This is a genomic window from Pseudomonas syringae group sp. J248-6 (assembly GCF_032586995.1).
Taxonomy (GTDB): domain Bacteria; phylum Pseudomonadota; class Gammaproteobacteria; order Pseudomonadales; family Pseudomonadaceae; genus Aquipseudomonas; species Aquipseudomonas amygdali.
The window spans coordinates 62,207-86,451 of sequence record NZ_JAWHOP010000008.1 but is presented as its reverse complement, the minus strand read 5'-3'; the positions used below and the strand labels follow the sequence as shown (position 1 = coordinate 86,451).

The 24,245-nt window shown below is 58.6% G+C and carries 24 protein-coding genes; all 24 read right to left on the bottom strand.

The genetic code is table 11. The features are described from left to right. Positions 1-20: 20 nt before the first annotated feature. Complete coding sequence (locus RYC17_RS12835) at positions 21-908, bottom strand: CheW domain-containing protein (protein ID WP_058402390.1); 888 nt, start codon at positions 906-908, stop codon at positions 21-23. Between the two features lie 75 nt (positions 909-983). Next, positions 984-1,772 carry a ParA family protein gene (locus tag RYC17_RS12830; RefSeq protein WP_057403002.1) on the bottom strand — a complete coding sequence of 263 codons (789 nt, stop codon included), beginning with the start codon at positions 1,770-1,772 and terminating at the stop codon, positions 984-986. Between the two features lie 44 nt (positions 1,773-1,816). Beyond that, on the bottom strand, positions 1,817-2,704 hold the full coding sequence (gene motD, locus RYC17_RS12825) for a flagellar motor protein MotD (RefSeq protein ID WP_004664478.1): 888 nt from the start codon (positions 2,702-2,704) through the stop codon (positions 1,817-1,819). 6 nt (positions 2,705-2,710) lie between these two features. Beyond that, positions 2,711-3,451: a flagellar motor protein gene (locus tag RYC17_RS12820; protein ID WP_054987607.1), complete on the bottom strand. Its 741-nt coding sequence runs from the start codon at positions 3,449-3,451 to the stop codon at positions 2,711-2,713. Beyond that, positions 3,451-4,611 carry a chemotaxis response regulator protein-glutamate methylesterase gene (locus RYC17_RS12815; protein WP_058402389.1) on the bottom strand — a complete coding sequence of 387 codons (1,161 nt, stop codon included), beginning with the start codon at positions 4,609-4,611 and terminating at the stop codon, positions 3,451-3,453. The genes RYC17_RS12820 and RYC17_RS12815 overlap by 1 nt, the downstream gene beginning before the upstream one ends. Before the next feature lie 50 nt (positions 4,612-4,661). Beyond that, positions 4,662-6,944, bottom strand: a complete 2,283-nt coding sequence (locus tag RYC17_RS12810; protein WP_122281106.1) for a chemotaxis protein CheA — start codon at positions 6,942-6,944, stop codon at positions 4,662-4,664. Positions 6,945-6,977: 33 nt separating this feature from the next. Next, positions 6,978-7,763 (bottom strand): protein phosphatase CheZ, encoded by a 786-nt coding sequence (locus RYC17_RS12805; RefSeq protein WP_002554269.1) that lies wholly within the window; start codon positions 7,761-7,763, stop codon positions 6,978-6,980. 19 nt (positions 7,764-7,782) lie between these two features. Then, positions 7,783-8,157 carry a chemotaxis response regulator CheY gene (locus tag RYC17_RS12800; RefSeq protein WP_193601312.1) on the bottom strand — a complete coding sequence of 125 codons (375 nt, stop codon included), beginning with the start codon at positions 8,155-8,157 and terminating at the stop codon, positions 7,783-7,785. Positions 8,158-8,409: 252 nt separating this feature from the next. Then, on the bottom strand, positions 8,410-9,150 hold the full coding sequence (fliA, locus tag RYC17_RS12795) for an RNA polymerase sigma factor FliA (RefSeq protein ID WP_002554271.1): 741 nt from the start codon (positions 9,148-9,150) through the stop codon (positions 8,410-8,412). After that, on the bottom strand, positions 9,147-9,980 hold the full coding sequence (gene fleN / locus RYC17_RS12790) for a flagellar synthesis regulator FleN (protein ID WP_003412391.1): 834 nt from the start codon (positions 9,978-9,980) through the stop codon (positions 9,147-9,149). Before fleN ends, fliA begins: the two co-directional genes overlap by 4 nt. 115 nt (positions 9,981-10,095) lie before the next feature. Then, positions 10,096-11,424, bottom strand: a complete 1,329-nt coding sequence (gene flhF, locus RYC17_RS12785; protein ID WP_002554273.1) for a flagellar biosynthesis protein FlhF — start codon at positions 11,422-11,424, stop codon at positions 10,096-10,098. 11 nt (positions 11,425-11,435) lie between these two features. Further along, the gene (gene flhA, locus RYC17_RS12780; RefSeq protein WP_002554274.1) at positions 11,436-13,565 is read right to left on the bottom strand and encodes a flagellar biosynthesis protein FlhA; all 2,130 of its coding nucleotides are present in this window, start codon (positions 13,563-13,565) and stop codon (positions 11,436-11,438) included. A 450-nt stretch (positions 13,566-14,015) separates the two neighbouring features. Then, positions 14,016-15,152, bottom strand: coding sequence for a flagellar biosynthesis protein FlhB (flhB, locus tag RYC17_RS12775; RefSeq protein ID WP_230016517.1), 1,137 nt, complete (start codon positions 15,150-15,152; stop codon positions 14,016-14,018). Position 15,153: 1 nt separating this feature from the next. Then, entirely contained in the window at positions 15,154-15,939 is a 786-nt protein-coding gene (gene fliR, locus RYC17_RS12770) for a flagellar biosynthetic protein FliR (RefSeq protein ID WP_002554276.1), read from the bottom strand. 6 nt (positions 15,940-15,945) lie between these two features. After that, a complete protein-coding gene (locus RYC17_RS12765; RefSeq protein ID WP_002554277.1) occupies positions 15,946-16,215 on the bottom strand; it encodes a flagellar biosynthetic protein FliQ in 270 nt (89 codons plus the stop codon). A gap of 25 nt (positions 16,216-16,240) precedes the next feature. After that, positions 16,241-16,993, bottom strand: coding sequence for a flagellar type III secretion system pore protein FliP (fliP, locus tag RYC17_RS12760; protein ID WP_058402557.1), 753 nt, complete (start codon positions 16,991-16,993; stop codon positions 16,241-16,243). Continuing rightward, entirely contained in the window at positions 16,993-17,433 is a 441-nt protein-coding gene (fliO, locus tag RYC17_RS12755; RefSeq protein WP_058402556.1) for a flagellar biosynthetic protein FliO, read from the bottom strand. The genes fliP and fliO overlap by 1 nt, the downstream gene beginning before the upstream one ends. Further along, on the bottom strand, positions 17,434-17,892 hold the full coding sequence (gene fliN, locus RYC17_RS12750) for a flagellar motor switch protein FliN (RefSeq protein ID WP_002554280.1): 459 nt from the start codon (positions 17,890-17,892) through the stop codon (positions 17,434-17,436). A 61-nt stretch (positions 17,893-17,953) separates the two neighbouring features. Continuing rightward, positions 17,954-18,922, bottom strand: a complete 969-nt coding sequence (gene fliM, locus RYC17_RS12745) for a flagellar motor switch protein FliM (protein WP_058402555.1) — start codon at positions 18,920-18,922, stop codon at positions 17,954-17,956. 9 nt (positions 18,923-18,931) lie between these two features. Continuing rightward, positions 18,932-19,432, bottom strand: a complete 501-nt coding sequence (fliL, locus tag RYC17_RS12740) for a flagellar basal body-associated protein FliL (RefSeq protein ID WP_058402554.1) — start codon at positions 19,430-19,432, stop codon at positions 18,932-18,934. An 819-nt stretch (positions 19,433-20,251) separates the two neighbouring features. Then, entirely contained in the window at positions 20,252-21,655 is a 1,404-nt protein-coding gene (locus tag RYC17_RS12735) for a flagellar hook-length control protein FliK (protein ID WP_316903266.1), read from the bottom strand. Between the two features lie 125 nt (positions 21,656-21,780). Continuing rightward, positions 21,781-22,137: an Hpt domain-containing protein gene (locus RYC17_RS12730; protein WP_058401335.1), complete on the bottom strand. Its 357-nt coding sequence runs from the start codon at positions 22,135-22,137 to the stop codon at positions 21,781-21,783. Positions 22,138-22,170: 33 nt separating this feature from the next. After that, on the bottom strand, positions 22,171-23,877 hold the full coding sequence (locus RYC17_RS12725; protein ID WP_058408764.1) for a fused response regulator/phosphatase: 1,707 nt from the start codon (positions 23,875-23,877) through the stop codon (positions 22,171-22,173). Further along, a complete protein-coding gene (locus RYC17_RS12720) occupies positions 23,834-24,184 on the bottom strand; it encodes an STAS domain-containing protein (protein ID WP_002554287.1) in 351 nt (116 codons plus the stop codon). Before RYC17_RS12720 ends, RYC17_RS12725 begins: the two co-directional genes overlap by 44 nt. Positions 24,185-24,245: the final 61 nt, after the last annotated feature.

Here is a 24,245-nt window from a genome sequence, read left to right as displayed (position 1 = left end):
CCACTGGCATCGACCCATGATTATTTCGACTTGTTCAACTGCTTGACCGCGCCACTGGCTATCAGCTCGGCCAACTCTGCAACATCCAGCAACGCGCACATGTGCTCGATCACCGTGCCCGCCAGCCATGGACGCTGACCTCGCTGCGTGCGCCATTTGATCTCGTTCGGATCAAGACGCAACGAACGGCTGACTTGATGCACCGCCAGTCCCCACTCGTATCCCTGCACCGAAATCACGTACTGCAATCCCTGGCGAAAATCGTCGCGGTAGCGATCAGGCATGATCCAGCGCGCGGTATCCAACACTTTCAGGTTGCCTGCCTGACAAGGCAGGATCCCGAGAAACCAGTCCGGCTGACCGAACAGTGGCGTCAGCTCCTGCCCTGCCAGCGGGTAAATCGACCCCAGGCATACCAGCGGCACTGCCAGCGTCAACCCGGCCACGTCGAACAACAGGCATTCGAACGGCTCGGCGGCCCATGCCGGGCGACCATCGCTGGTCGGCGGCGGCGTCGGCGTGCGCTGGGTCACCAGTGTGCTCAACTCGGCGACCGGCTCGACCAGCTCAACGGTCGACACTGCTTCTTCAACCTTCACCACTTCGGCAACAATCACCGGAGCGACTTCAATCACGGGCGCAGGCGCTGCGACCTTTACTGCTACAGCCACCGGAGCCGGCGCGGCCACCGCAACCGCCAGCGGTTTGATCTGCGCTTGCATCCGCGCATCAAAGGCCTGCTCTTCGAGCACAGCCGCCTGAAATTCATCGATGCTGCTGACAGGCTCTTCAAGCACTTCAGTCGCGTCGTACAGCAATGCGTCCAGATAGGACTGCAACGCCAGTTTGGGTCGTGTTGCTACTTCTACAGGGCGGTTCATACCGGGGCCCAACAAAAAATGGAGCATGTGCAACCTGATAGAGTTATCGGCCGCATTGAGGCATCACTTGAGCAAACTGTGTAGAAAGAATGGACGTTCACGTCAGGCCACCTGAGCATTGAGCTGCTCGGCGAGCATATGCTTGAGCAATGCCCGATAAGCAATCACACCGCGACTCTTGCTGTCATTCTGCGACGGCGTAAGCCCCAGACGGCTGGCATCGCGCAGCCGCGTGTCGACCGGCACGTAGGCTTGCCAGACGTGCTCGGGAAAACTGTCGCGCAACAATTTCAAGGTGCCCATAGACGCTTGGGTACGACGGTCGAACAAAGTCGGCACGATGGTGTAAGGCAATGGCACCTTGCGCGAACGGTTGATCATGGTCAGGGTATTGACCATACGCTCCAGGCCTTTCACGGCCAGAAATTCTGTCTGTACCGGTATCGCCAACTGCTGACTGGCCGCCAGTGCATTGACCATAAGAACGCCCAGCAACGGCGGACTGTCGATCAGCGCATAGTCAAAATCCTGCCACAACTGCGCCAGACTTTTAGCAATCACCAGGCCCAGACCGCTCTGGCCAGGGGATTGACGCTCCAGTGTGGCCAGCGCCGTGCTGGAGGGTATCAGCGAGATACGCTGGTCACTGGTCGGCAACAGCAATTGGCCCGGAAGACCCTCCGGCACCGCACCCTTGTGGAGAAACAGATCGAAGGCACTGTGTTCCAGTTCGTCCGGGTTATGCCCGAAATAGCTGGTCATGGAGCCGTGGGGGTCCAGATCGACCACGACCACACGCTTGCCCGCATCGGCCAGCAAGCCGGCCAGGGCGATGGTCGTGGTGGTCTTTCCGACTCCACCTTTCTGGTTGGCTACTGCCCAGACTCTCATTGATGTTTTTCCTTGCGTACAGCAACGACCATACCGATACGATGTTAGGGGGCAGGTGACGGAGAATTGACGGCGTTCGCGCGTACCGGCGGCTTTGCTGGCACCGGTGCAGTTTGTGTGCCAGCACGCCTTAGTGCAGCATCCGGCTGCACATTGGCCGACCCTGAACTGGTCAGGCTGCGGCGTACATCCAGATTTCGCGAGATGACCAGCACTACGCGGCGGTTCTTGGCGCGTCCGGCGGCGGTGGTGTTGGGCGCAATCGGTTGAAACTCACCGTAGCCCACAGAGGCCAGTCGCGCCGGATTGACTCCGTCCATCGCCAGCATGCGCACAATGCTGGCAGATCGCGCCGAAGACAGTTCCCAGTTGGTCGGAAACTGTGCAGTGCTGATCGGCTGGTCGTCAGTGAAGCCTTCAACGTGTATCGGGTTATCAAAGCGTTTGACGATTCCAGAGACCTTTTCAATGATCGTGAAGGCCTTGTCACTGGGAATGGCGTCGCCGCTGACGAACAACAGACTGGAATTGAGTTCGATCTCGATCCATAACTCGTTGCCGCGCACCGTCATCTGGTCGGACTTGATCAGGTCGCCAAACGCATCGCGCACATCCTGAGCGATGGTCTGCAGCGGATCATCAGAAGCCTGGCCAATGCCGGCGTCGGTCTGTTCGCTGTCCTTTACCAACGGCTCGGCAGGCTTGACCGAAACCGGGCGCTGCTCACCGATAGGGATCGGCTTCATAGTCCGCTCGGTATCGTTGAACACGCCAACCAATGCCTGGGACAGAATCTTGTATTTGCCTTCGTTGACCGAGGAAATCGAGTACATCACCACGAAAAAGGCGAACAACAGGGTAATGAAGTCGGCATACGACACCAGCCAGCGTTCATGATTTTCGTGTTCTTCGGCCTGACGTCGGCGAGCCATGCACTGTTACTCCATGAAGCCTTGCAGCTTGAGTTCGATGGAGCGCGGGTTTTCACCCTCGGCGATGGACAACAGACCTTCGAGCAACATTTCGCGATAACGCGACTGCCGGTGGGCAATGGCCTTGAGCTTGTTGGCCACTGGCAACAGGATCAGGTTGGCCGTCGCCACACCGTAGATGGTGGCGACAAAAGCCACCGCAATGCCGCTGCCCAGTTGACTGGGGTCAGCCAGGTTGCCCATGACGTGAATCAGGCCCATTACCGCGCCGATGATGCCCACGGTCGGCGCATAGCCGCCCATGCTTTCGAATACCTTGGCAGCCTGAATATCGCGGGTTTCCTGGGTGATGAAATCCACTTCAAGAATGCTCCGGATCGCTGCAGGTTCGGCACCATCGACCAACAGCTGCAAGCCTTTGCGGGCATAACTGTCGGGTTCGGAATCGGCGACCGTTTCCAGACCGAGCAAGCCTTCCTTGCGGGCGGTCATGCTCCAGCCGATCACCCGGTCGACACCGCCGGGCAAATCGATGCGAGGCGGGAAAATGATCCAGCGGATGATTTTCATGGCGCGCATGAACGCGCTCATCGGTGACTGCAACAGCGAAGCACCCAGTGTGCCGCCCAGTACGATCAGGGCTGCCGGGCCATTGAGCAATGCACCGAGGTGTCCGCCTTCAAGAAAGTTGCCGCCAATGATCGCGACAAACGCCAGGATCAGACCGATAAGACTCAGTACATCCATCAGAGACAGGCCTCTACCAGGTGCCGACCCATGTCATCCAGACTGTAGATCGCATCTGCAAGCTCAGCCTTGACGATTGCCATCGGCATGCCGTAAATGACGCAGCTCGCTTCGTCCTGCGCCCATACGGTACTGCCCGCCTGCTTGAGCAGGCGCGCGCCTTCACGGCCATCGGCACCCATGCCGGTCAATACCACCGACAGCACCTTGTCGCCGTAGGATTTGGCGGCAGAGCCAAAGGTGATGTCTACACAGGGTTTGTAATTCAGGCGCTCGTCACCCGGCAGAATCTTCACCGTACCGCGCGCATCCACCATCATTTGCTTGCCGCCCGGTGCCAGCAACGCCAAACCAGGCCGCAGAACGTCGCCGTCCTCCGCTTCCTTGACGCTGATCTTGCACAGCTTGTCGAGACGCTCGGCAAAGGCCTTGGTGAAGGCCGCAGGCATGTGTTGAATCAGCACCAGCGGTGCCGGAAAGCTGGCCGGCAACTGGGTAAGTACCCGTTGCAGCGCAACCGGGCCGCCGGTGGAGGTGCCGATGGCCACCAGTTTGTAAGCCTTGCGCTTGGGCGTGCCTGAGGTGGTCGGGTGCGCCGGTGCATGGTGAGCATGAGCCGCAGGTGCCGTGGCAGGCGCTGCTGTGCGCGTCGGCGCAGCACGGGCTGGCGCGGCGGCGGGCGCAGGTGCGCGGCTGGACAGCGTCGGCGCTGCCGGAGCAGCCGATGCAGCGCTCGCCGCACCAAAACCGCTTGAGCGGCGGTTGCTGCGTGAAATACTGTTGATTTTCTCGCACAGCAGCTGTTTGACCTTCTGCGGGTTGCGCGAGATATCTTCGAAATTCTTGGGCAGGAAATCCACCGCACCGGCGTCCAGGGCATCCAGCGTCACGCGCGCACCTTCGTGCGTCAGCGACGAGAACATCAATACCGGGGTGGGGATACGCTGCATGATATGGCGAACTGCCGTAATGCCATCCATCATCGGCATTTCGTAGTCCATGGTGATGACATCAGGTTTGAGCGCCAGCGCCTGCTCAATCGCTTCCTTGCCGTTGGTGGCGGTGCCGACCACTACAATGTTGGGGTCCGAAGAAAGAATTTCCGTAACACGGCGGCGGAAAAAACCGGAATCATCCACCACCAGGACCTTGACTGCCATAAACACTCCAATAGGTGTTGCAGGCAGCCAGGCTGCCCGCACCCCCGGGTTCAGATACGCCGTGCGGCGTAACGCTTGAGCATGCTGGGTACATCGAGAATCAAGGCGATGCGACCGTCACCGGTGATGGTGGCGCCCGACATGCCTGGCGTACCTTGCAGCATCTTGCCCAGCGGTTTGATAACCACCTCTTCCTGGCCTACCAGTTGATCGACAACGAAGCCGATGCGCTGGGTGCCGACCGTCAGGATCACGACGTGCCCTTCTCGCTGCTCTTCATGAGCCGCCGAACTGACCAGCCAGCGCTTGAGGTAGAACAGCGGCAAGGCCTTGTCACGTACGATCACCACTTCCTGACCGTCAACCACGTTGGTAGTGGACAGGTTCAGGTGGAAGATTTCGTTGACGTTGACCAAAGGGAAGGCAAAAGCCTGGTTGCCCAGCATCACCATCAGGGTCGGCATGATCGCCAGGGTCAGCGGGACCTTGATGACGATCTTCGAACCCTGGCCCTTGGTCGAGTAGATGTTGATCGAGCCGTTGAGCTGGGAGATCTTGGTTTTAACCACGTCCATGCCCACACCGCGACCCGATACATCGGAAATCTCGGTCTTGGTCGAGAAGCCCGGTGCGAAGATAAGGTTGTAGCAATCGGTGTCACTCAACCGATCGGCTGCGTCCTTGTCCATGACACCGCGCTTGACCGCAATGGAGCGCAGCACGTTAGGGTCCATGCCCTTGCCGTCATCGGAAATCGACAGCAGGATATGGTCGCCCTCCTGCTCTGCCGAAAGGATGACCCGACCGCCACGAGACTTGCCCGTGGCTTCGCGCTCTTCCGGCGTTTCGATACCGTGGTCGACCGCGTTGCGCACCAAGTGGACCAGCGGGTCGGCAAGCGCCTCTACAAGGTTCTTGTCGAGGTCGGTCTCTTCACCGACCAGCTCCAGGTTGATCTCTTTCTTGAGCTGGCGAGCCAGGTCACGAACCAGACGCGGGAAGCGGCCAAAGACTTTCTTGATTGGCTGCATGCGGGTTTTCATCACCGCAGTCTGCAGGTCGGCGGTGACCACATCCAGGTTGGAAACCGCCTTGGACATGGCTTCATCGCCGCTGTTGAGACCCAGACGCACCAGGCGGTTACGTACCAGCACCAGTTCGCCGACCATGTTCATGATCTCGTCCAGTCGGGCGGTATCCACACGAACCGTGGTTTCGGCTTCAGTCGCAACCGGCTTTTCACCGGTGGGCGCTGGAGCACGTGCAGGCGCTGGAGCAGGCTTGGCGGGCTCAGCCTTCGCAGCAGGTGCAGGCGCCGCAGCGGGCTTGGCAGCCGGTGGCGGAGCAGCAGCTACGGCGGCTGCCGGAGCAGGTGCCTTGGCAACGACCGCATCAGGCTCGAACTTGCCTTTGCCATGCAGTTCGTCGAGCAGATTTTCGAATTCGTGATCGGTAATTTCGTCCGATGCCGCTGCAGCAGAAGGTGCCTTGGCAGCAACGGCCGCAGGTGCAGCAGCCGCCTGAGCGGCTATGGCGCCGTCAAACGAGCCTTTGCCATGCAGTTGATCAAGCAAGGCTTCGAATTCGTCGTCGGTGATTTCATCGCCGGCAGGCGCTGCACCACTGCTCTGTGCCGCAGGCGCAGGGGCTGGAGCGGCTACAGCATCGGCCGCAAACTTGCCCTTGCCATGCAACTGATCAAGCAGGGATTCAAATTCCTGATCGGTAATTTCATCGCCAGCTGGCGCGACCGCAGGGGCCGAAGCCGGTGCCGCTGATGGTGCCGCAGACACCGGATTGGCGCCGTGCAGCGAATCGAGCAGCTGCTCGAATTCATCATCGGTGATGTCATCGCCGGCCGCTTGCTCGGCAACCGCAGCCGGAGCGGCGGCTTCAACCACCGGCTCGGGCTCAGGCTCGGGCGCTGCGACTTCGTCGGCAGATTGTGGCTCGGCCAATCGCGACAGCGCAGCCAGCAGTTCTGGCGTCGCCGCAGTTACGTCAGTCCGTTCACGTACCTGACCGAACATGCTGTTGACGGTGTCCAGAGCTTCCAGGACCACATCCATCAGTTCGGAATCAACGCGACGTTCACCCTTGCGAAGGATGTCGAACACGTTTTCGGCGATGTGGCAGCACTCCACCAGCTCATGGAGCTGGAGGAAGCCGGCGCCCCCTTTTACAGTGTGAAAACCGCGAAAAATTGCATTGAGCAGATCAGCATCATCCGGTCGGCTTTCCAGCTCGACCAATTGCTCTGACAACTGCTCCAGAATTTCGCCGGCCTCTACCAGAAAATCCTGAAGGATTTCTTCATCGGCGCCGAAGCTCATGGGGTGCTCCCTAAAATTAACCGTCAACAGATCTTAGAAGCCGAGGCTCGATAGCAGATCGTCTACATCATCCTGTCCGGATACGACGTCTTCACGTTTATCGGCATGAATCTGCGGACCTTCACCCTTGGCGAGATGTTTTTTAGGATCTTTTTCAGCAAGGATGGATTCTTCGTCATGTTCGATGCCTGCGAAGCGATCGACATGGCTGGCCATGAGCACCAGTTTGAGCAGATTGCTCTCGACTTCCGTAACCAATTGCGTCACGCGCTTGATAACCTGCCCCGTAAGGTCCTGGTAATCCTGGGCAAGCAGAATATCGTTGAGATGCCCGGAAACCCTATCGGCCTCCTGCTCGGTACGCGTCAGAAAACCATCTACCCGCTTGGCCAGCTCACGAAATTCTTCAGCACCGATTTCGCGGCGCATGAAACGACCCCAGTCGTCACTCAATGCCTTGGCATCGGAGCTCAGACCGCTCATGAGCGGTGTGCTTTCCTCGACCAGGTCCATAGTACGGTTGGCCGCATTCTCGGTCAGCCTCACCACATACGACAGGCGTTCGGTTGCGTCGGTGATCTGCGACACTTCCTCGGCTTGAGGCATGTGCGGATCAATATGAAAGTTGACGATTGCACTGTGCAGCTCACGAGTCAGCTTGCCCACTTCCTGATAAAGGCCGCGGTCGCGTGTCTGGTTGAGTTCATGGATCAGCTGCACAGCGTCACCGAAGCGGCCCTTTTCAAGGCTGGTGACGAGTTCCTGCGCGTGTCTCTTTAAGGTCGACTCAAAGTCGGCCATCGAATCATTGTTATCCATAGCGCCCTCGCGGCATGCATCAGCTATTGACGCGTTCAAAGATCTTTTCGATCTTCTCTTTCAGCGCTTGAGCCGTGAATGGCTTGACTACATAACCGTTCACCCCGGCCTGGGCAGCTTCAATGATCTGCTCACGCTTGGCTTCGGCAGTGACCATCAGCACGGGAAGGCTTTTGAGGCGATCGTCCTTGCGGACCTCGCGCAACAGATCGATGCCGGTCATGCCAGGCATGTTCCAGTCCGTCACCAGAAAGTCAAAGGCACCGCTCTGCAGCATCGGCAATGCGGTCAAACCGTCATCCGCTTCAGATGTGTTGGTAAACCCCAGATCACGCAAAAGGTTCTTGATGATCCGCCGCATCGTTGAGAAGTCATCAACGATGAGGATTTTCATGTTCTTGTCCAATTCGACCTCCAAGCAGTCTTTAACGCGTTCAGCACCTGAACACGCTGTTCACTCAATACTGGCACAGCACACCCCCAGCTATACGAAACGACGACGGGCTTGGCACAACGACAGTCAAGACTGCGACTAAAGCCCATCGAGACATTGCCCGACAGGCCCTTGCCTCGTCCATCCTGCTACCACGTAACGCTTTGCACAGCCGGCATGCAGACAGCGCACGACAAACGTCGCGCACTGCCGTCAACGCGCTCGCCACTCCCCCAAACGCCCCCGCAAACGAGCTGCGCACTGGCTGTGTAACTGACTGACCCGCGATTCGCTGACCCCAAGAACCTCTCCGATTTCCTTGAGGTTCAGCTCTTCGTCGTAGTACAGCGCCAACACCAGACGCTCACGCTCTGGCAAATTGGCAATTGCATCGGCCAACGCTGCCTGGAAGCGCTCGTCTTCCAGGTCGCGCGACGGCTCAAGCGAACCGCTTGCGCCATCCTCATGCAGCCCTTCGTGATCGCCGTCCTGAAGCAGGTCGTCGAAACTGAAGAGGCGGCTGCCCAAGGTGTCATTCAAAATCCCGTAATAATCATCAAGACTCAACTGGAGTTCGGCCGCAACCTCGTGATCTTTAGCGTCACGGCCGGTTTTAGCTTCAATTGCACGAATTGCGTCACTGACCATGCGGGTATTGCGGTGCACCGAGCGTGGTGCCCAGTCGCCCTTGCGCACTTCATCCAGCATCGCACCACGAATGCGAATGCCGGCGTAGGTCTCGAAACTCGCACCTTTGGTTGAATCATATTTGGTGGAGACTTCAAGCAGACCGATCATGCCGGCCTGGATCAGATCCTCGACCTGCACGCTGGCCGGCAAGCGCGCCAACAGATGATAAGCGATACGCTTGACCAATGGCGCATAACGCTCGATCAACTCGTATTGCGAATTACGGGAAGCCTTGCTGTACATCTGGTAGCCGCTCGCAGTCATTGCACAGGCCCTGCACTGGTCTGGTGAACGAGTCGCTCAACGAAGAACTCGAGATGACCCCGCGGATTGGCTGGCAACGGCCAGGTATCAACCTTCTGGGCAATGGCCTTGAACGCCAGCGCACATTTGGATCGCGGGAATGCTTCGTAAACGGCGCGCTGTTTCTGTACGGCCTTGCGCACGCACTCGTCGTACGGCACGGCACCTACATACTGCAGCGCAACATCAAGAAAACGGTCAGTCACTTTGGTGAGTTTGGCGAACAGATTGCGCCCTTCCTGCGGGCTCTGCGCCATGTTGGCCAGCACCCGGAAGCGGTTCATGCCGTAGTCGCGGTTGAGCAGTTTGATCAGGGCGTAAGCATCGGTAATCGACGTGGGCTCGTCGCATACCACCAGCAACACTTCCTGAGCGGCGCGCACGAAGCTGACCACCGATTCGCCGATACCGGCAGCCGTGTCGATCACCAGCACATCAAGGTTGTCGCCAATCTCGCTGAACGCCTGGATCAGACCCGCATGCTGGGCCGGGGACAGATGCACCATGCTCTGGGTGCCAGAGGCGGCAGGCACGATACGCACCCCGCCCGGCCCCTGCAACAGAACGTCGCGCAACTCGCAACGGCCCTCTATCACATCGGCAAGCGTACGTTTAGGCGTCAGCCCAAGCAGAACGTCGACATTGGCCAGACCCAGATCGGCGTCCAGCAGCATGACGCGACGGCCAAGCTCGGCAAGGGCCAGTGAAAGATTCACTGACACGTTAGTCTTACCGACGCCACCTTTGCCACCGGTCACCGCGATAACCTGTACGGGATGCATGCTGCCCATGTTATTTCTTTACCTTGTCTTGCGTAGACCGAAACCACATCGAGGGCTGCACGTTCGCAAATGAACACCGCATGGCAGACCGTTGACGCAGGGACATTCCAATAATATCCATCACTTAACCCACTCTCTTGCCAGGGGTGTGATAGAGGTCAGCAAACATATCAGCCATTGCTTCCTCGCTCGGCTCATCCTGCATCTGCACACTCACCGCACGGCTCACCAGTTGATGACGACGCGGGGTGTGCAGGTCGTCAGGAATACGGGGTCCGTCCGTGAGGTAGGCCACAGGTAATTCATGACTGATCGCCAGGCTCAGGACTTCGCCGAGGCTGGCTGTTTCATCAAGCTTGGTCAGAATGCATCCGGCCAGGCCACAACGTTTGTAACTGTGATAGGCAGCGGTCAGCACCTGCTTCTGGCTGGTGGTCGCCAGTACCAGATAGTTACGCGACTTGATGCCACGCCCTGCCAGGCTTTCCAGCTGCATGCGCAGCGCAGGATCGCTGGCTTGCAGCCCGGCGGTGTCGATCAGCACCACGCGCTTGCGCAGCAGCGGCTCCAGCGCCTGAACCAGCGACTGGCCAGGATCGACATGGGTGACCGGCACGTTGAGGATGCGCCCAAGGGTCTTGAGCTGCTCCTGTGCGCCGATGCGGAAACTGTCCATGCTCACCAGTGCGATATTCTGCGGACCGTACTTCAACACGTAACGTGCCGCCAGTTTGGCCAGCGTGGTGGTCTTGCCCATACCGGCAGGCCCGACCATGGCGATGACACCACCCTCTTCGAGCGGCTCGATGTCCGGCACGGCAATCATGCGCGCCAAATGGGCCAGCAGCATGCGCCAGGCCTGACGAGGCTCGTCAATCTCCGGGATCATCGACAGCAGATCGCGCGACAGCGGGCCGGACAAACCGACACGTTGCAGACGGCGCCACAGATTGGCCTGCTGCGGACGGCTGCCCTGCAACTGGTTCCAGGCCAGGGAGCCAAGCTGGACTTCCAGCAGCTCGCGCAGGCCGTTCAATTCGGAGCGCATCGAATCATAGGCGCGCTGACCAACAGCAGGCTCTGCGGGCGCAGGCGGCGTATAAGCGAATGGGCGTGGCGGCTCTTCGAGCGTCGGCTCGATGTGCGTATCGACAGCGCTGACCGGTTTGCCGGAAAACAGCTGAAGATTGATCGACGCGTCGCTGTCGCTGCGGTTGTTCAATTCGGCCTGAGCGGAGACGATGCGCGACTGGGTCTTGCGCAGCTCGTCTTCGAGCTCCATGTTCGGCACACGCGGTGCCAGGGCGGACAGCTTGTAATCCAGAGCGGCAGTCAGCTCTACGCCACCGGCAATGCGCCGGTTACCGATGATGGCCGCCTCGGCGCCCAGCTCATCGCGAACCAGTTTCATGGCTTGACGCATATCGGCGGCGAAAAATCGCTTAACTTGCATGACTCACTACCTCAGCCGTTCGGCCCGACAGTCGCTACGATGGTTACTTGCTTGTTGTCCGGAATTTCCTGATACGCCAGAACATGCATGTTCGGTACAGCCAATCGTCCAAATCGTGACAGCATCGCCCGGACAGGCCCTGCTACCAGAAGAATTACCGGCAACCCTTGCATCTCCTGACGCTGGGCGGCCTCAATCAACGAACGCTGGAGCTTCTCAGCCATGCTTGGCTCAAGAAGAACGCCTTCTTCCTGACCCTGACCAGCCTTCTGCAAACTATTGAGCAATATCTGTTCCAACCTTGGCTCCAGAGTGATAACAGGCAGCTCCGGCTCAACACCTACAATGCTTTGGACGATTGCGCGGCTCAGACCTACCCGCACGGCAGCCACCAAAGCGGCGGTATCTTGACTCTTGCCGGCGTTGTTGGCGATAGCTTCTGCAATGCTGCGAATATCACGCACAGGTACATGCTCAGCCAGAAGCGCTTGCAGCACGTTGAGCAACGAGGACAGGGACAGCACACCAGGGACCAGCTCTTCAGCCAGTTTGGGCGAGCTTTTGGCCAGCAATTGCATCAACTGCTGGACTTCTTCGTGACCAATCAGTTCATGAGAGTGCTTGTAGAGAATCTGGTTCAAGTGGGTTGCCACCACAGTACTGGCGTCCACCACGGTATAACCCAGCGACTGCGCCTGGCTGCGCTGGCTGATTTCGATCCAAACGGCCTCCAGACCAAACGCCGGGTCTCTGGCGGTGATGCCGTTCAGGGTGCCGAACACTTGACCGGGGTTGATCGCCAGCTCGCGATCCGGATAAATCTCGGCCTCGGCCAGAATCACGCCCATCAGCGTCAGACGGTAGGCGCTGGGTGCCAGATCAAGGTTGTCACGGATGTGTACGGTCGGCATCAGGAAGCCCAGCTCTTGCGACAGCTTCTTGCGCACGCCCTTGATACGCGCCAGCAGTTGACCACCCTGATTGCGGTCCACCAGCGGAATCAGGCGATAACCCACTTCCAGGCCGATGATGTCGATAGGGGTGACGTCATCCCAACCCAGCTCCTTGGCGTCCTGAACACGGGTCGGCGAAGGCAGCAGGTCCTGTTGGCGTTGCACTTCGGCCAGCGCCTCGACTTTCACCTGGTTCTCTTTCTTCCAGAGCAGATACGCGCCACCCGCAGCCACCAGGCCAAGGCTGATGAAGGAGAAGTGCGGCATGCCCGGCACCAGTCCCATTACGATCATGATCGCAGCGGACACTGCCAGTGCCTTGGGCGAGGCGAACATCTGCCGATTGATCAGCTTGCCCATCTCTTCCGAACCGGAAGCGCGGGTCACCATGATCGCTGCGGCAGTGGACAGCAGCAGTGATGGCAATTGCGCCACCAAACCGTCACCGATGGTCAGCAGGGTGTAAACGCGGCCTGCATCGGCGAACGTCATATTGTGTTGCAGAATACCGACCAGCATGCCGCCGATCAGGTTGATGAACAGAATCAGCAAACCGGCAATCGCATCGCCGCGCACGAATTTGCTGGCACCGTCCATGGAACCGTAGAACTCGGCTTCCTGAGCGACTTCGGCACGGCGGCGCTTGGCTTCCGGCTGATCGATGAGACCGGCGTTGAGGTCGGCGTCGATTGCCATCTGTTTGCCTGGCATCGCGTCGAGGGTGAAACGCGCGCTGACCTCGGAAATACGGCCGGCACCTTTGGTGATTACCACGAAGTTGATGATCATCAGAATCGCGAACACCACGATACCGACGACATAGTTACCACCGATCACCACCTCACCGAAGGCCTGAATCACCTTGCCCGCAGCGGCGTGACCGTCCTGACCGTGAAGCATGACCACCCGCGTGGAAGCGACGTTCAGTGCCAGGCGCAACAGCGTGGCGACCAGCAGAATGGTTGGAAACACTGAGAAGTCCAGCGGCCGCAGAGCATAAACACACACCAGCAACACGACGATGGACAGTGCAATGTTGAACGTGAAGAACACGTCCAGCAGGAACGGCGGCATAGGCAACATCATCATTGCCATCATGACCAGCAACAACAGCGGAACGCCCAGCTGACCACGGCCCAGGCCCGTGATATTGCTGCGTGCGCTACTGAATATCTGAGAACGATCCACTGATTGTTTACCTGCGCACTAGATCAAAACATTGACGCCGATGGCGACCTGTATCGACCCTGTTGCAAAAAGCTGTCCAACTTTTACAAAGCCAGTGCTGGTAAGGCTTTAGAGGCAGAATTAACGTGAAACCGGCATACCTTGCGCAGTCAGAAAATCTTCAAGAGTGGACGCAGAGCGTCCAGAACGGCATGCGACGCGGAGCGTCGCACGATAGTGAGATGGTCGTTCCTCACGCTCAGAGCGCCCGGAACGGCATGCAATGCGGAGCGTCGCACGATAGTTGAGATGATCGTTCCTCACGCTCCAGCGTGGGAATGCCGTGGGTGACGCTCTGCGTCACAAATCTGCGCCACACCAGACGCCCAAGAGCGGACGCAGAGCTTCAGGAACCGCATACCCATGCGGAGCGTGGGCGCGAGGGTGGTCTGCTGGCGACGAAGCAAAGGGCTACGCATCGCGCTGCAGGTCGGGCGGGATCTTGATGTCGCCCAGCGGATCCGGGCGCTTGCCTTGACCGGCACGGAACTGGCGGATCTGGTAGACGTAGGCCAGCACCTGGGCCACAGCCAGGTAGAGCCCGGCGGGGATTTCCTGGTCCAGCTCGGTGCTGTAGTAGATGGAACGGGCCAACGCCGCAGATTCCAGAATCAGTATCTGGTTATGCGCGCCGATTTCGCGAATCTTCAGCGCTACCAGGTCAGTGCCCTTGGCCAGCAACATCGGCGCCCCGCCCTGCTCGGGATCGTATTTCAAGGCTACGGCAAAGTGCGTCGGGTTGGTAATGATGACATCCGCTTCCGGAATCGACGCCATCATCCGCCGCTGGGACATTTCGCGCTGCAACTGGCGAATACGCTGTTTAACCTCAGGGCTGCCTTCGCTGTTCTTATGCTCATCGCGCACTTCCTGCTTGGTCATAAGCAGCTTCTTGTGCGCCTCATACAGTACAAAGGGTACGTCGGCAGCAGCGATAAATATCAGGCCACAGGCCATCCAGAAGCTGCTCCAGCCGACCACCATCAGGCTGTGGATCATCGCCTGTTCCAATGGCTCATGAGCGATAGCCACCAGATCATTGCGCTCCTTGCTCAAGACCACCAGCGCAACGGCAAGGATGATCAGAAACTTGCCGAAGGATTTGAGCAGCTCAACCAGCGCGTGCGGTGAAAACATGCGCTTGAGCCCTGCCGCCGGGTTCATCCGGCTGAATTTGGGCATCAGCGATTTGGTTGCGAACAACCAGCCGCCAAGCATGATCGGCCCCACCAGCGCCGCCACCAGCATGGCGATCAGAAACGGCAGCATCACGACCAGTGCGTGCAGGCCGGAGCTGAGCAACGCCTTGCCCATGTATGACTGGTCCATGAGGGTTTCGCGGCTGATCGTAAAATTGTCGCGCATCAGCTCGGACATCATCTGCGCGATGCCTGAGCCGAACATCAGCAACCCGCCCGCCCCCATCAGCATGACCACCAGCGTGGTCAGTTCCTTGGAGCGCGCAATCTGCCCATCCGCTCTGGAGTCCTTGACCTTTTTTTCCGTGGGGTCTTCTGTCTTGTCCTGGCCATTCTCGTTTTCTGCCATATCAACGAGCCCTCACCATGTCGCGCAACGATTGCAGTGCCTGACTGGCAATCGGCTGATACTGATTGAGAATATCGCCCATGCTCATCCACAGAATGACCATGCCCAGCACAAGGGTCAGCGGGAAACCGATCGAGAAGATGTTGAGTTGCGGCGCTGCACGGGTCATGACGCCAAAAGCGATGTTGATGATCAGCAATGCAGTGATAGCAGGTAACACCAGCCTGAGCCCTGAACTCAACGCCCAGCCTAGCCCGTTCGCCAGCTCCCAGAAATTATTGACCAGCAGACCGCCACCCACCGGCATCGTGGTGAAGCTTTCGACAAGCACCTCCAACACCACCAGATGGCCGTTCATGGACAGGAACAACAGCGTGACCAGCATGGTAAAAAACTGGCCGATAACAGCCGAAGATACGCCGTTGGTAGGGTCGACCATCGAGGCAAAGCCCATGCCCATCTGCGTCGAGATGATCTGCCCGGCGATCACGAAGATATGGAAAAACATCTGCAGGGACAGCCCCATGCCGGCGCCGATGATGATCTGCTCGCCGATCAGCAACAGCCCACTGAGGTCAAGCGCCTGAACCGGCGGCATGGCTGGCAGCGCGGGAGCGACCACCACAGTGATGGCAAATGCGAGGTAAAGGCGCACGCGCCGGGGTACCAGTGTGGTGCCGATCACCGGCATGGTCATCAGCAGCGCGACGATACGAAACATCGGCAGCATGAAGCTCGCTACCCAGGTACTGATCTGGATATCGGTCAGCGCAAGCATCGGCTGCATGCGGCGCTAGCCGATCAGCGTCGGAATACTGGTGTACAACGACAGCATGTATTCCATGAATATTTTCAGCAGCCAGGGGCCGATGACAATCAGGGTCACGAGCATGACCAACAGGCGCGGCAGGAAGCTCAGGGTCTGTTCGTTGATCTGCGTGGCCGCCTGAAACATCGCCACCAGCAGACCGCACAACAGGCTCGGCACCACAAGAATCGCGACCAGCACGGTGGTCAGCCACAGCGCCTCACGAAACAGATCGACAGCTACTTCCGGCGTCATCGGGCAGACTCCTCAGCGAAACGGCTCATACGCCACCAAAACTGCCAGCCAGGGTGCCGACGATCAGCGCCCAGCCATCTACCAGCACGAACAGCATGATCTTGAACGGCAGCGAAATGATCAGCGGCGACAGCATCATCATACCCATCGCCATCAGCACACTGGCCACTACCAGATCGATGATCAGAAACGGAATGAAGATCATGAAGCCGATCTGAAACGCTGTCTTGAGCTCCGAAATCACGAACGCCGGAACCAGAATGGTCAGCGGCGCAGCATCAGGTGTCGGGATATCGGTACGTTTGGACAGACGCATGAACAACTCAAGATCACTGGTACGGGTCTGTGCCAGCATGAAATCCTTGATTGGCACTTGTGCCTTGGCGACCGCATCCTGCGCCGTGAGTTTTTCAGCCAGATAAGGCTGCAGCGCATCCTGATTCACACGGTCGAAAACCGGCGCCATGATGAACATGGTCAGAAACAGCGCCATGCCCGTCAGGATCTGGTTCGAAGGTGTCTGCTGCAAACCAAGGGCCTGACGCAGAATCGAGAAGACGATGATGATCCGGGTGAAACTGGTCATCAGCATGACAAACGCCGGAATGAAGCTCAGCGCGGTCATGATCAGCAGGATCTGCAGACTGACCGAATACTCCTGCTGACCGTCGGCACCATTGGACAGCGTGATCGCCGGTATCGACAGCGGATCGGCCGCCAGCACAGCAGGCGTCACCATGACCAGCAACAGCAGTATCAGGAAACGCAACGCGCCCATTACTTCTTGTCCTTATCCTTGCCCATCAGCTCCATAAGGCGCTGAGCGAATTCAGGGGTCGCCTGCTCACGCACAGGCACCTGTACCGGTTCCTTGAGCACATGCAGGGGCGTGATACGCCCTGGCGTGATACCCAGCAACACCTGTTCGCCGCCGATCTGCACCAGCACCAGCCGATCACGCGGACCGAGCGCGCGCGAACTCACCAATTCGATGACCTGACCATTGTTCGGCCCCACGCGCTGCACGCGGCGCATCAGCCATGCGAGCACGAAAATCAGACCGACCACCAGTATCAGACCGAACAGCAGTTGCACTAACTGCCCGCCCATACCGCCGGATACCGTGTTGGCCACTTGCGCAGGTGCGGCCTGAGCAGCGGGCTCGGCAGCCCAGGCCAGCGACGGCAGGGTCAGCAGAACACTCAGCCAGCGCCTCACTTAGCGCAGCTTCTTGATGCGTTCGCTCGGGCTGATCACGTCGGTCAGACGGATGCCGAACTTTTCGTTGACCACCACCACCTCGCCATGCGCGATGAGCGTGCCGTTGACCAGCACATCCAGCGGTTCGCCAGCCAGGCGATCCAGCTCGATCACCGAGCCCTGGTTAAGCTGCAACAAGTTACGAATGTTGATATCGGTGCTGCCCACTTCCATGGAGATCGACACCGGGATGTCGAGAATCACATCCAGGTTAGGACCGTCCAGAGAAACCGGACCCGTGCTTTTCGGCACGCTGCCGAACTCTTCCATGGTCATCCGGCTACCCGAATTCCCCGCATCCGCCGCCAGCAACGCATCAATATCAGCCTGACTGTCGCCAGCTTCGCCCAATGCAGCAGCCCACTCATCGGCCAACGCCTGATCTTCAGCAGACGTCATATCGTTTTCATCAGCCATCAGTTGTCCTCTGCACGCAGTATTTCAGTTACGCAACAATTTCCGACGTTGACCAGACAGGTCAGCGTCGCGCTATGGGTTCGATTACTTGCAGGGCCATCTTGCCCTTGTGCGAGCCAAGCTTGACCTTGAATGACGGTACGCCATTGGCACGCAGGACCAGCGAGTCGCTCAGTTCCACCGGAATAACGTCACCAGGGCGCATGTGCAGGATGTCCCGCAATGGCAACTGGCGCTGAGCGATGGTCGTGGTGAGCGGCACGTTGACGTCCAGAACGTCTTCCTTGAGCGCGTTGACCCAGCGCTCGTCCTGATCGTCCAGATCCGACTGAAAACCGGCATCGAGCATTTCGCGGATCGGTTCGATCATCGAGTACGGCATGGTCACGTGCAGATCGCCGCCACCGCCATCCAGTTCGATATGGAAAGTGGAAATGACCACGGCCTCGCTCGGCCCGACGATGTTGGCCATGGCCGGGTTCACTTCCGAGTTGATGTACTCGAAGTTCACTTCCATGATCGCCTGCCAGGCTTCCTTGAGGTCGATAAAAGCCTGATCCAGCACCATGCGCACGACGCGAAGTTCGGTCGGCGTGAACTCACGGCCTTCGATCTTGGCGTGGCGGCCATCGCCACCGAAAAAGTTGTCCACCAGCTTGAACACCAGCTTGGCGTCGAGGATGAACAGCGCAGTGCCCCGCAGCGGCTTGATCTTGGCCAGGTTGAGGCTGGTCGGCACGTACAGCGAATGCACGTACTCGCCGAACTTCATGACCTGAACACCACCCACCGCCACGTCCGCCGAGCGGCGCAGCAGGTTGAACATGCTGATACGCGTGTAGCGGGCGAATCGCTCGTTGATCATTTCCAGCGTCGGCATGCGCCCGCGGACAATCCGGTCCTGACTGGTCAGGTCGTAGCTTTTGACACTGCCAGGCTCGCTGACGGTGTCGGTCTGGACCATCCCGTCGTCGACGCCATGCAGCAGCGCGTCGATCTCATCCTGGGAGAGCAGGTCTTGCACGGCCATGTGAGAGTCCTACTGCAATACGAAGTTAGTGAAGAGCAGCTGTTCGATCACAGTCTTGCCGAGTTCTTTCTGTGCCACTTCCTGAATGCTCGCGGTCGCTTTCTGACGCAGCATTTCCTGGCCGATCGGCGAGGCCAGTGACTCAAAGGGTATAGCTGCAAACAGCATGACCAGATTGTTGCGGATCAGCGGCATGTGCGCCTTCAGCGCTTCCATGTCGGCGGCATTGCGCGACAGCATGGTGATACTGACCTGCATGTAGCGCTGGCGACCATTGGAGTTGAAGTTGACCACGAAGGCCGGGGTCATGGGTTCGAACACCGCCACTGGCTTGACGTTGGCTGCGGCAGCGGCAGCAGCCGGGTCTGGTGTGCTTTCGCTCTTGTGCATGAGGAACCAGGTCGCGCCCACCGACAAACCTACCGCCAGCAGCAACGCCACAACGGCGAGGATGATGAGCTTGAGTTTGCCTTTGGTTGCCGGGTCTTTAACTTCTTCGCTCTTCGCCATGCCAATAATCCGTCACTATTCAAGAGGTTCTTCAATACGTGACAGAGGCAGAGCAAGTGTTATGCCAGAGTTGTACGAGATGACGATGTATTGGACACAACCGGTTACGTGGCTGGGCGTGCGGCTTATGAGAGTTTAGGTCATGGAGCGGTTCTGCTGCGTCAGTGATATGAGCGCACGACTCAAATCCCCCTTTTGACTATCGTTCCCACGCTCCGCGTGGTAATGCCGTTCGTGACGCTCTGCGTCACACAGCGGTTCTGTGGTGTCAGGTAGATTGGCGTTCGGCCCAGATCCTCGTTCCCACGCTCCGCGTGGTAATGCCTTTCGTGACGCTCTGCGTCACACAGCGGTCCTGCGAGATCAGGTGGATTGGCGTTCGGCCCAGATTCTCGTTCCCACGCTCCGCGTGGTAATGCCTTTCGTGACGCTCTGCGTCACACAGCGGTTCTGCTATGTCAGTTATGTTTGTGTCCGGCTCAGGTTACCTTTTCGCCCCTCGGCGACTTACTTTGATGGGGCCAAAGTAAGCAAAGCCCCTCGCTCCTGTTTCCGGCCCGACTTCGTCGGGTTCCTTCGCCCTGGCACTGATCCGGGGGGCGCCGCAACGGACCATCCATGGTCCGGTGCGGCTAGCCTGGCGTCCTGCCAGGCTACCCCCGGATCAGCGCCAGGACTCAGCCGTCACTAAGGTCGCAATTTGTGTCGTCTGTACCATCGAGCTCGAAAAGCATTTCTACCTTAACAGCTAGCAGGCAAGGCATTACGTCGGGTCGCGGTCGCCATTTGACATGGGAGCGTCACAAACTGTTTGCTGCATCATGCGTAATAATCGATCTCGCTGCTGCCGATCACGCGTGCAGCCGGCTGGCTGACCGGAACAGCAGCATCGACGCCTGCAATCTCATCCGAAGTGTCGCCTGAGCTCACGCCATTGCCACGACCGTTGCGCTGGGCGCGGCTGGCCTGCTCTTGAGCCTGTTGCTGAGCCTGCTGTTGCGACTGGTCGGAAACGTTGACGTCGACGTTGCCAAGCCCCTGCTGAACGAACGACTCACGCAACCTCGACATCTGACTTTCCAGTGCGTCACGCACACCCATGTGGGCGCTCATGAACGTTACCTGGGTCTGCTGCTCCGGTGCCATGTTGATGCGGATGTCCAGACGTCCGAGTTCGGCGGGCTCCAGCTTGATGTCGGCGGTTTTGAGGTTCTGGCTCGACAGGTACATGACGCGGTCGACAATGCCTTCGGTCCAGCCGCTTTGATGCATGGCCAACGGCTGACTCATCAACGGCGCGGCGGCAGGTGTTGCCGCAACACGGGCTGGTTGCGCGGCCTGACTCAGCGCAGCGAGGCGATCGGCAAAGTTGTCGACGCGCGTATCGCCCGCGGCGCTTTTGACATCCTTCAGTCCTTCGCCGATCAAGCCGCTGAACGACTTGTCACTGCTTTCCGTGCTGCTCTCTTCCGAGGGAAGCTGCTCGCTCAGGGCCGACAGGTTATTGACAAGATTCTGGTTTGGATCAGCTTCTGCGTTGGTCGGCGTCGCTTTGTTGGCAGCATGGGTATTCTGCGCAGCCAGCTGCGTTTTGGCGTTGGCATTCTCCAGCGCCAATTGCACCGCATCCAGACCATCAAGCGGATCGGCGTCCGGATTGAATGCTTCTTCAGTCGCTGCGGGCGGAGCAGCCTGAGTGACCGTGAGCGCGGTCGCTGCGGGCGCAGCCGTGACGTCAGGGCTTTGTGGCCTGGCGACCGGCAAGGCAGGCGCTTGCGCAGCCATCGCCTGCAACGCCGGGTCAAGCACCGGGTCGACAATCGCCAGCCCTTCAGTCAATGCAGGGTCTGCAGATGCCTGTGCATCATCCTGCTTTGAACCGGCACTGGCAGCATCATCCTCAGCGGCAGTCGAACGGGTTGGCAAATCATTGCCGCTATCGGCAACACTCGACGTGTCAGCGGCATTGGTCTGATCACCGGAAGACTTGTCCTTGCCGGCGGCAACCTTGTCCTTGTCAGGCGCTGCCTTGTCGCGAGCCGATTTGACTGGCGCATCATCACGCGAAGGAACAGCATCCCTGGCTTGTTTGGCATACACATTGGAAAAGCTGGAGGCCCCGTCCTTGCTGCTGTCAGCAGACTTGACCGCATTATTGGCCGTACCGGACCTTGAGGTCGCAGTGCTTGTGGCCTGAAGAAGCGCATTGGTAGCGAGGGGCATTTCGGTCTCCGCATAAGCTGCTGGTTATCGCCTTACCAGAATATTTAGCAATATGCGGGCCAACCTTTCACGACCGCTTGAAAGGTTGCCGGATAAAGGAAGATCGGGGATCTGGAAATCAGCGATCAGCTGACAAACAACTGCCGCTCTGCGTTAAACAAGCCGCGAATAGTCATGTATTCGCTGTCGATTTTGCCGATCAGCTCTGGCAGACCGGTGAACAACTGCTGACGGGATTGCTCTTCCAACTGACGACACAGCTCGGAAAGTTGCAAGGCACCCATATTGCCGCTGCTGCCCTTGAAACTGTGCGCGGTGAGGCTCAATTCCTGAAAGTCAGGATGGCCTGTTTGAACAGCAAGACGCAGTTGCGCGATACGCTGCTCGGAATCCTTGAGGAACACATCCAGCAAGGTCGGATATTCGTCCTCCATGACTTCCTGCAAGGCATTCAGCACGCTGTAATCCAGATGAATCGACACTTGTTCACTCCTTGATCAAGACTCCAGGGGGGATTATGCCACTCCCTCCCAGGAAAATTCCACGCACGCCGTCCTGCCATCCGCAGACCACCGAGCCTCACGACTCAATTCACACACCAGGCGTAGCCCGCGACCATACAGTTCATTGCTCGCAGGTATCTGCATCCGGACTTTTTCAACATCAAATCCCTGACCACTGTCCTCCACGCTGAGGGTCAGCCGACCACCCTCTGCAACTGGCTCGACCCGCACAGTCACGCGGACGAACCCGGTCTGAAGCATGCCAAGACGCTCGGCGCGCTGCTGATAATACAGGGCGAAACCTGCCGCATCATGCTTGAGCGACGAATCCAGCCCTAGCACACCATGTTCCAGCGCATTGCTATAAAGCTCGCCGAGCACCATATGCAGTGCAGCGCCCTGATCGCGCAGGCCATGAACTTCAAGCAGCAACTGCAAGACGTACGGCAGCGGGTTGAAGCGCCTCAGGGTCGAAGCGCGAAACTCGAAGCTGGCCGACCAGTCCAGCGGGCTGGAGGCGCCGCTGTCCGAATAGGTCAGGGCAGGCAGACTCTGCAATGGCTCATCGACGGCGCTGATTTCCAGCAGACTGACATCGTCACGTGCCTTGCCACCAAAATCGTTGAGCGCTACGAGAATTTCCTCAATCAGCAAGTGCGGCTCGCGGTTGGCAGAAAGCACCTGGCGCAAACGCTGCGCACCGAACAGTTCGTCATTGTTGTTACTGGTGTCGAGCACCCCGTCGGACAGCAGGAATATGCGATCGCCCGGCGCCAACGGATAGACCTCGGTGCGTGCATCGAAAGCATCGACACTCAGCACGCCCAATGGCAGGTGACTGGAAGCCAGCGGCACATGCTCACCCTGCGCGCCGCGCAACAAGTAGCCGTCCGGCAAGCCCCCGCTCCAGACCTCGACCTGCCGTTGTGCCAGGTTGATACAAAGCAGCGTTGCACAACAGAACATGTCGACGGGGAGGATGCGCTTGAGCTTGGCGTTCATTTCACGAAGGATTTCAACCAGGCCGTAGCCCTTGGCGGTCATGCCGTAGAACACCTCGGCAAGCGGCATCGCCCCGACGGCAGCCGGCAAGCCGTGCCCGGTGAAATCCCCAAGCAAGACCTGCATGTGCCCGGCCGGCGTGTAGGCGGCCAGCATCAGGTCGCCGTTGAACAAGGCATAAGGAGACTGCAAGTAGCGAATATTGCCGGCCCCAAGGCAACCGGCGTGGGCAATCTGATCGAACACCGCCTTGGCGACACGCTGCTCGTTGAGCAGGTACTCGTGGTGCTTGCTGATCTGGTCACGTTGTTGACGGACAGTTTCGTGCAACACCCGCAAGCGGTTCATGGCGTTGAGTTTGGCGGCCAGCACCAGCGGGTTGTAAGGCTTGGACATGAAGTCGTCGCCACCGGCATCCAGACAGCGTGCAAGCGCTTCGCCTTCAGTCAGCGAGGTGAGGAAGATGATCGGCACCAGCGACTCACCACTCATCGCCTTGATCCGTCGCGCCGCTTCGAAGCCATCCATGACCGGCATCATGGCGTCCATCAGGATCAAATGCGGGCTTTCGGCCTTGAAGATGGCCACAGCCTCGACACCATTGCCAGCACTGAGAACCCTGTGCCCCTGCCGCGCAACGATGGTTGAAAGCAGCAACCGGTCACTGGCACTGTCATCGGCGATCAGAATGCACAGTTTTTTCGGGGATGACTGCACTGGGTATGCTCAGTTCAAACAACTTCGAGAAATTGGAAATAGCCAGAATCTTCAGTACATCAGGCGTGCAATTGACAAGGTGCACCACCGCTTTATCGCCACCGGCATGGTCGCGTAACAGCAACAGCATCCCCAACGCAGAACTGTCCAGGTAATGCGTACCCCGCAGGTCGACCACATAGTTCAGCGTCTGCGGGTAATCCTCGTAGGCTGCGCGAAACGCCTGATGGGATTGAAAATCAAAGCGCCCCTCGATGTAAAGGGTCAGCGTCTGGCCATCGGCAGAGCGTTCGGAAGTGACTGTCATGAGGAACCTCGAGGTGTTTCATCACCGAGACATTGATAGCGTAGACCAGCCAGAGAAATCA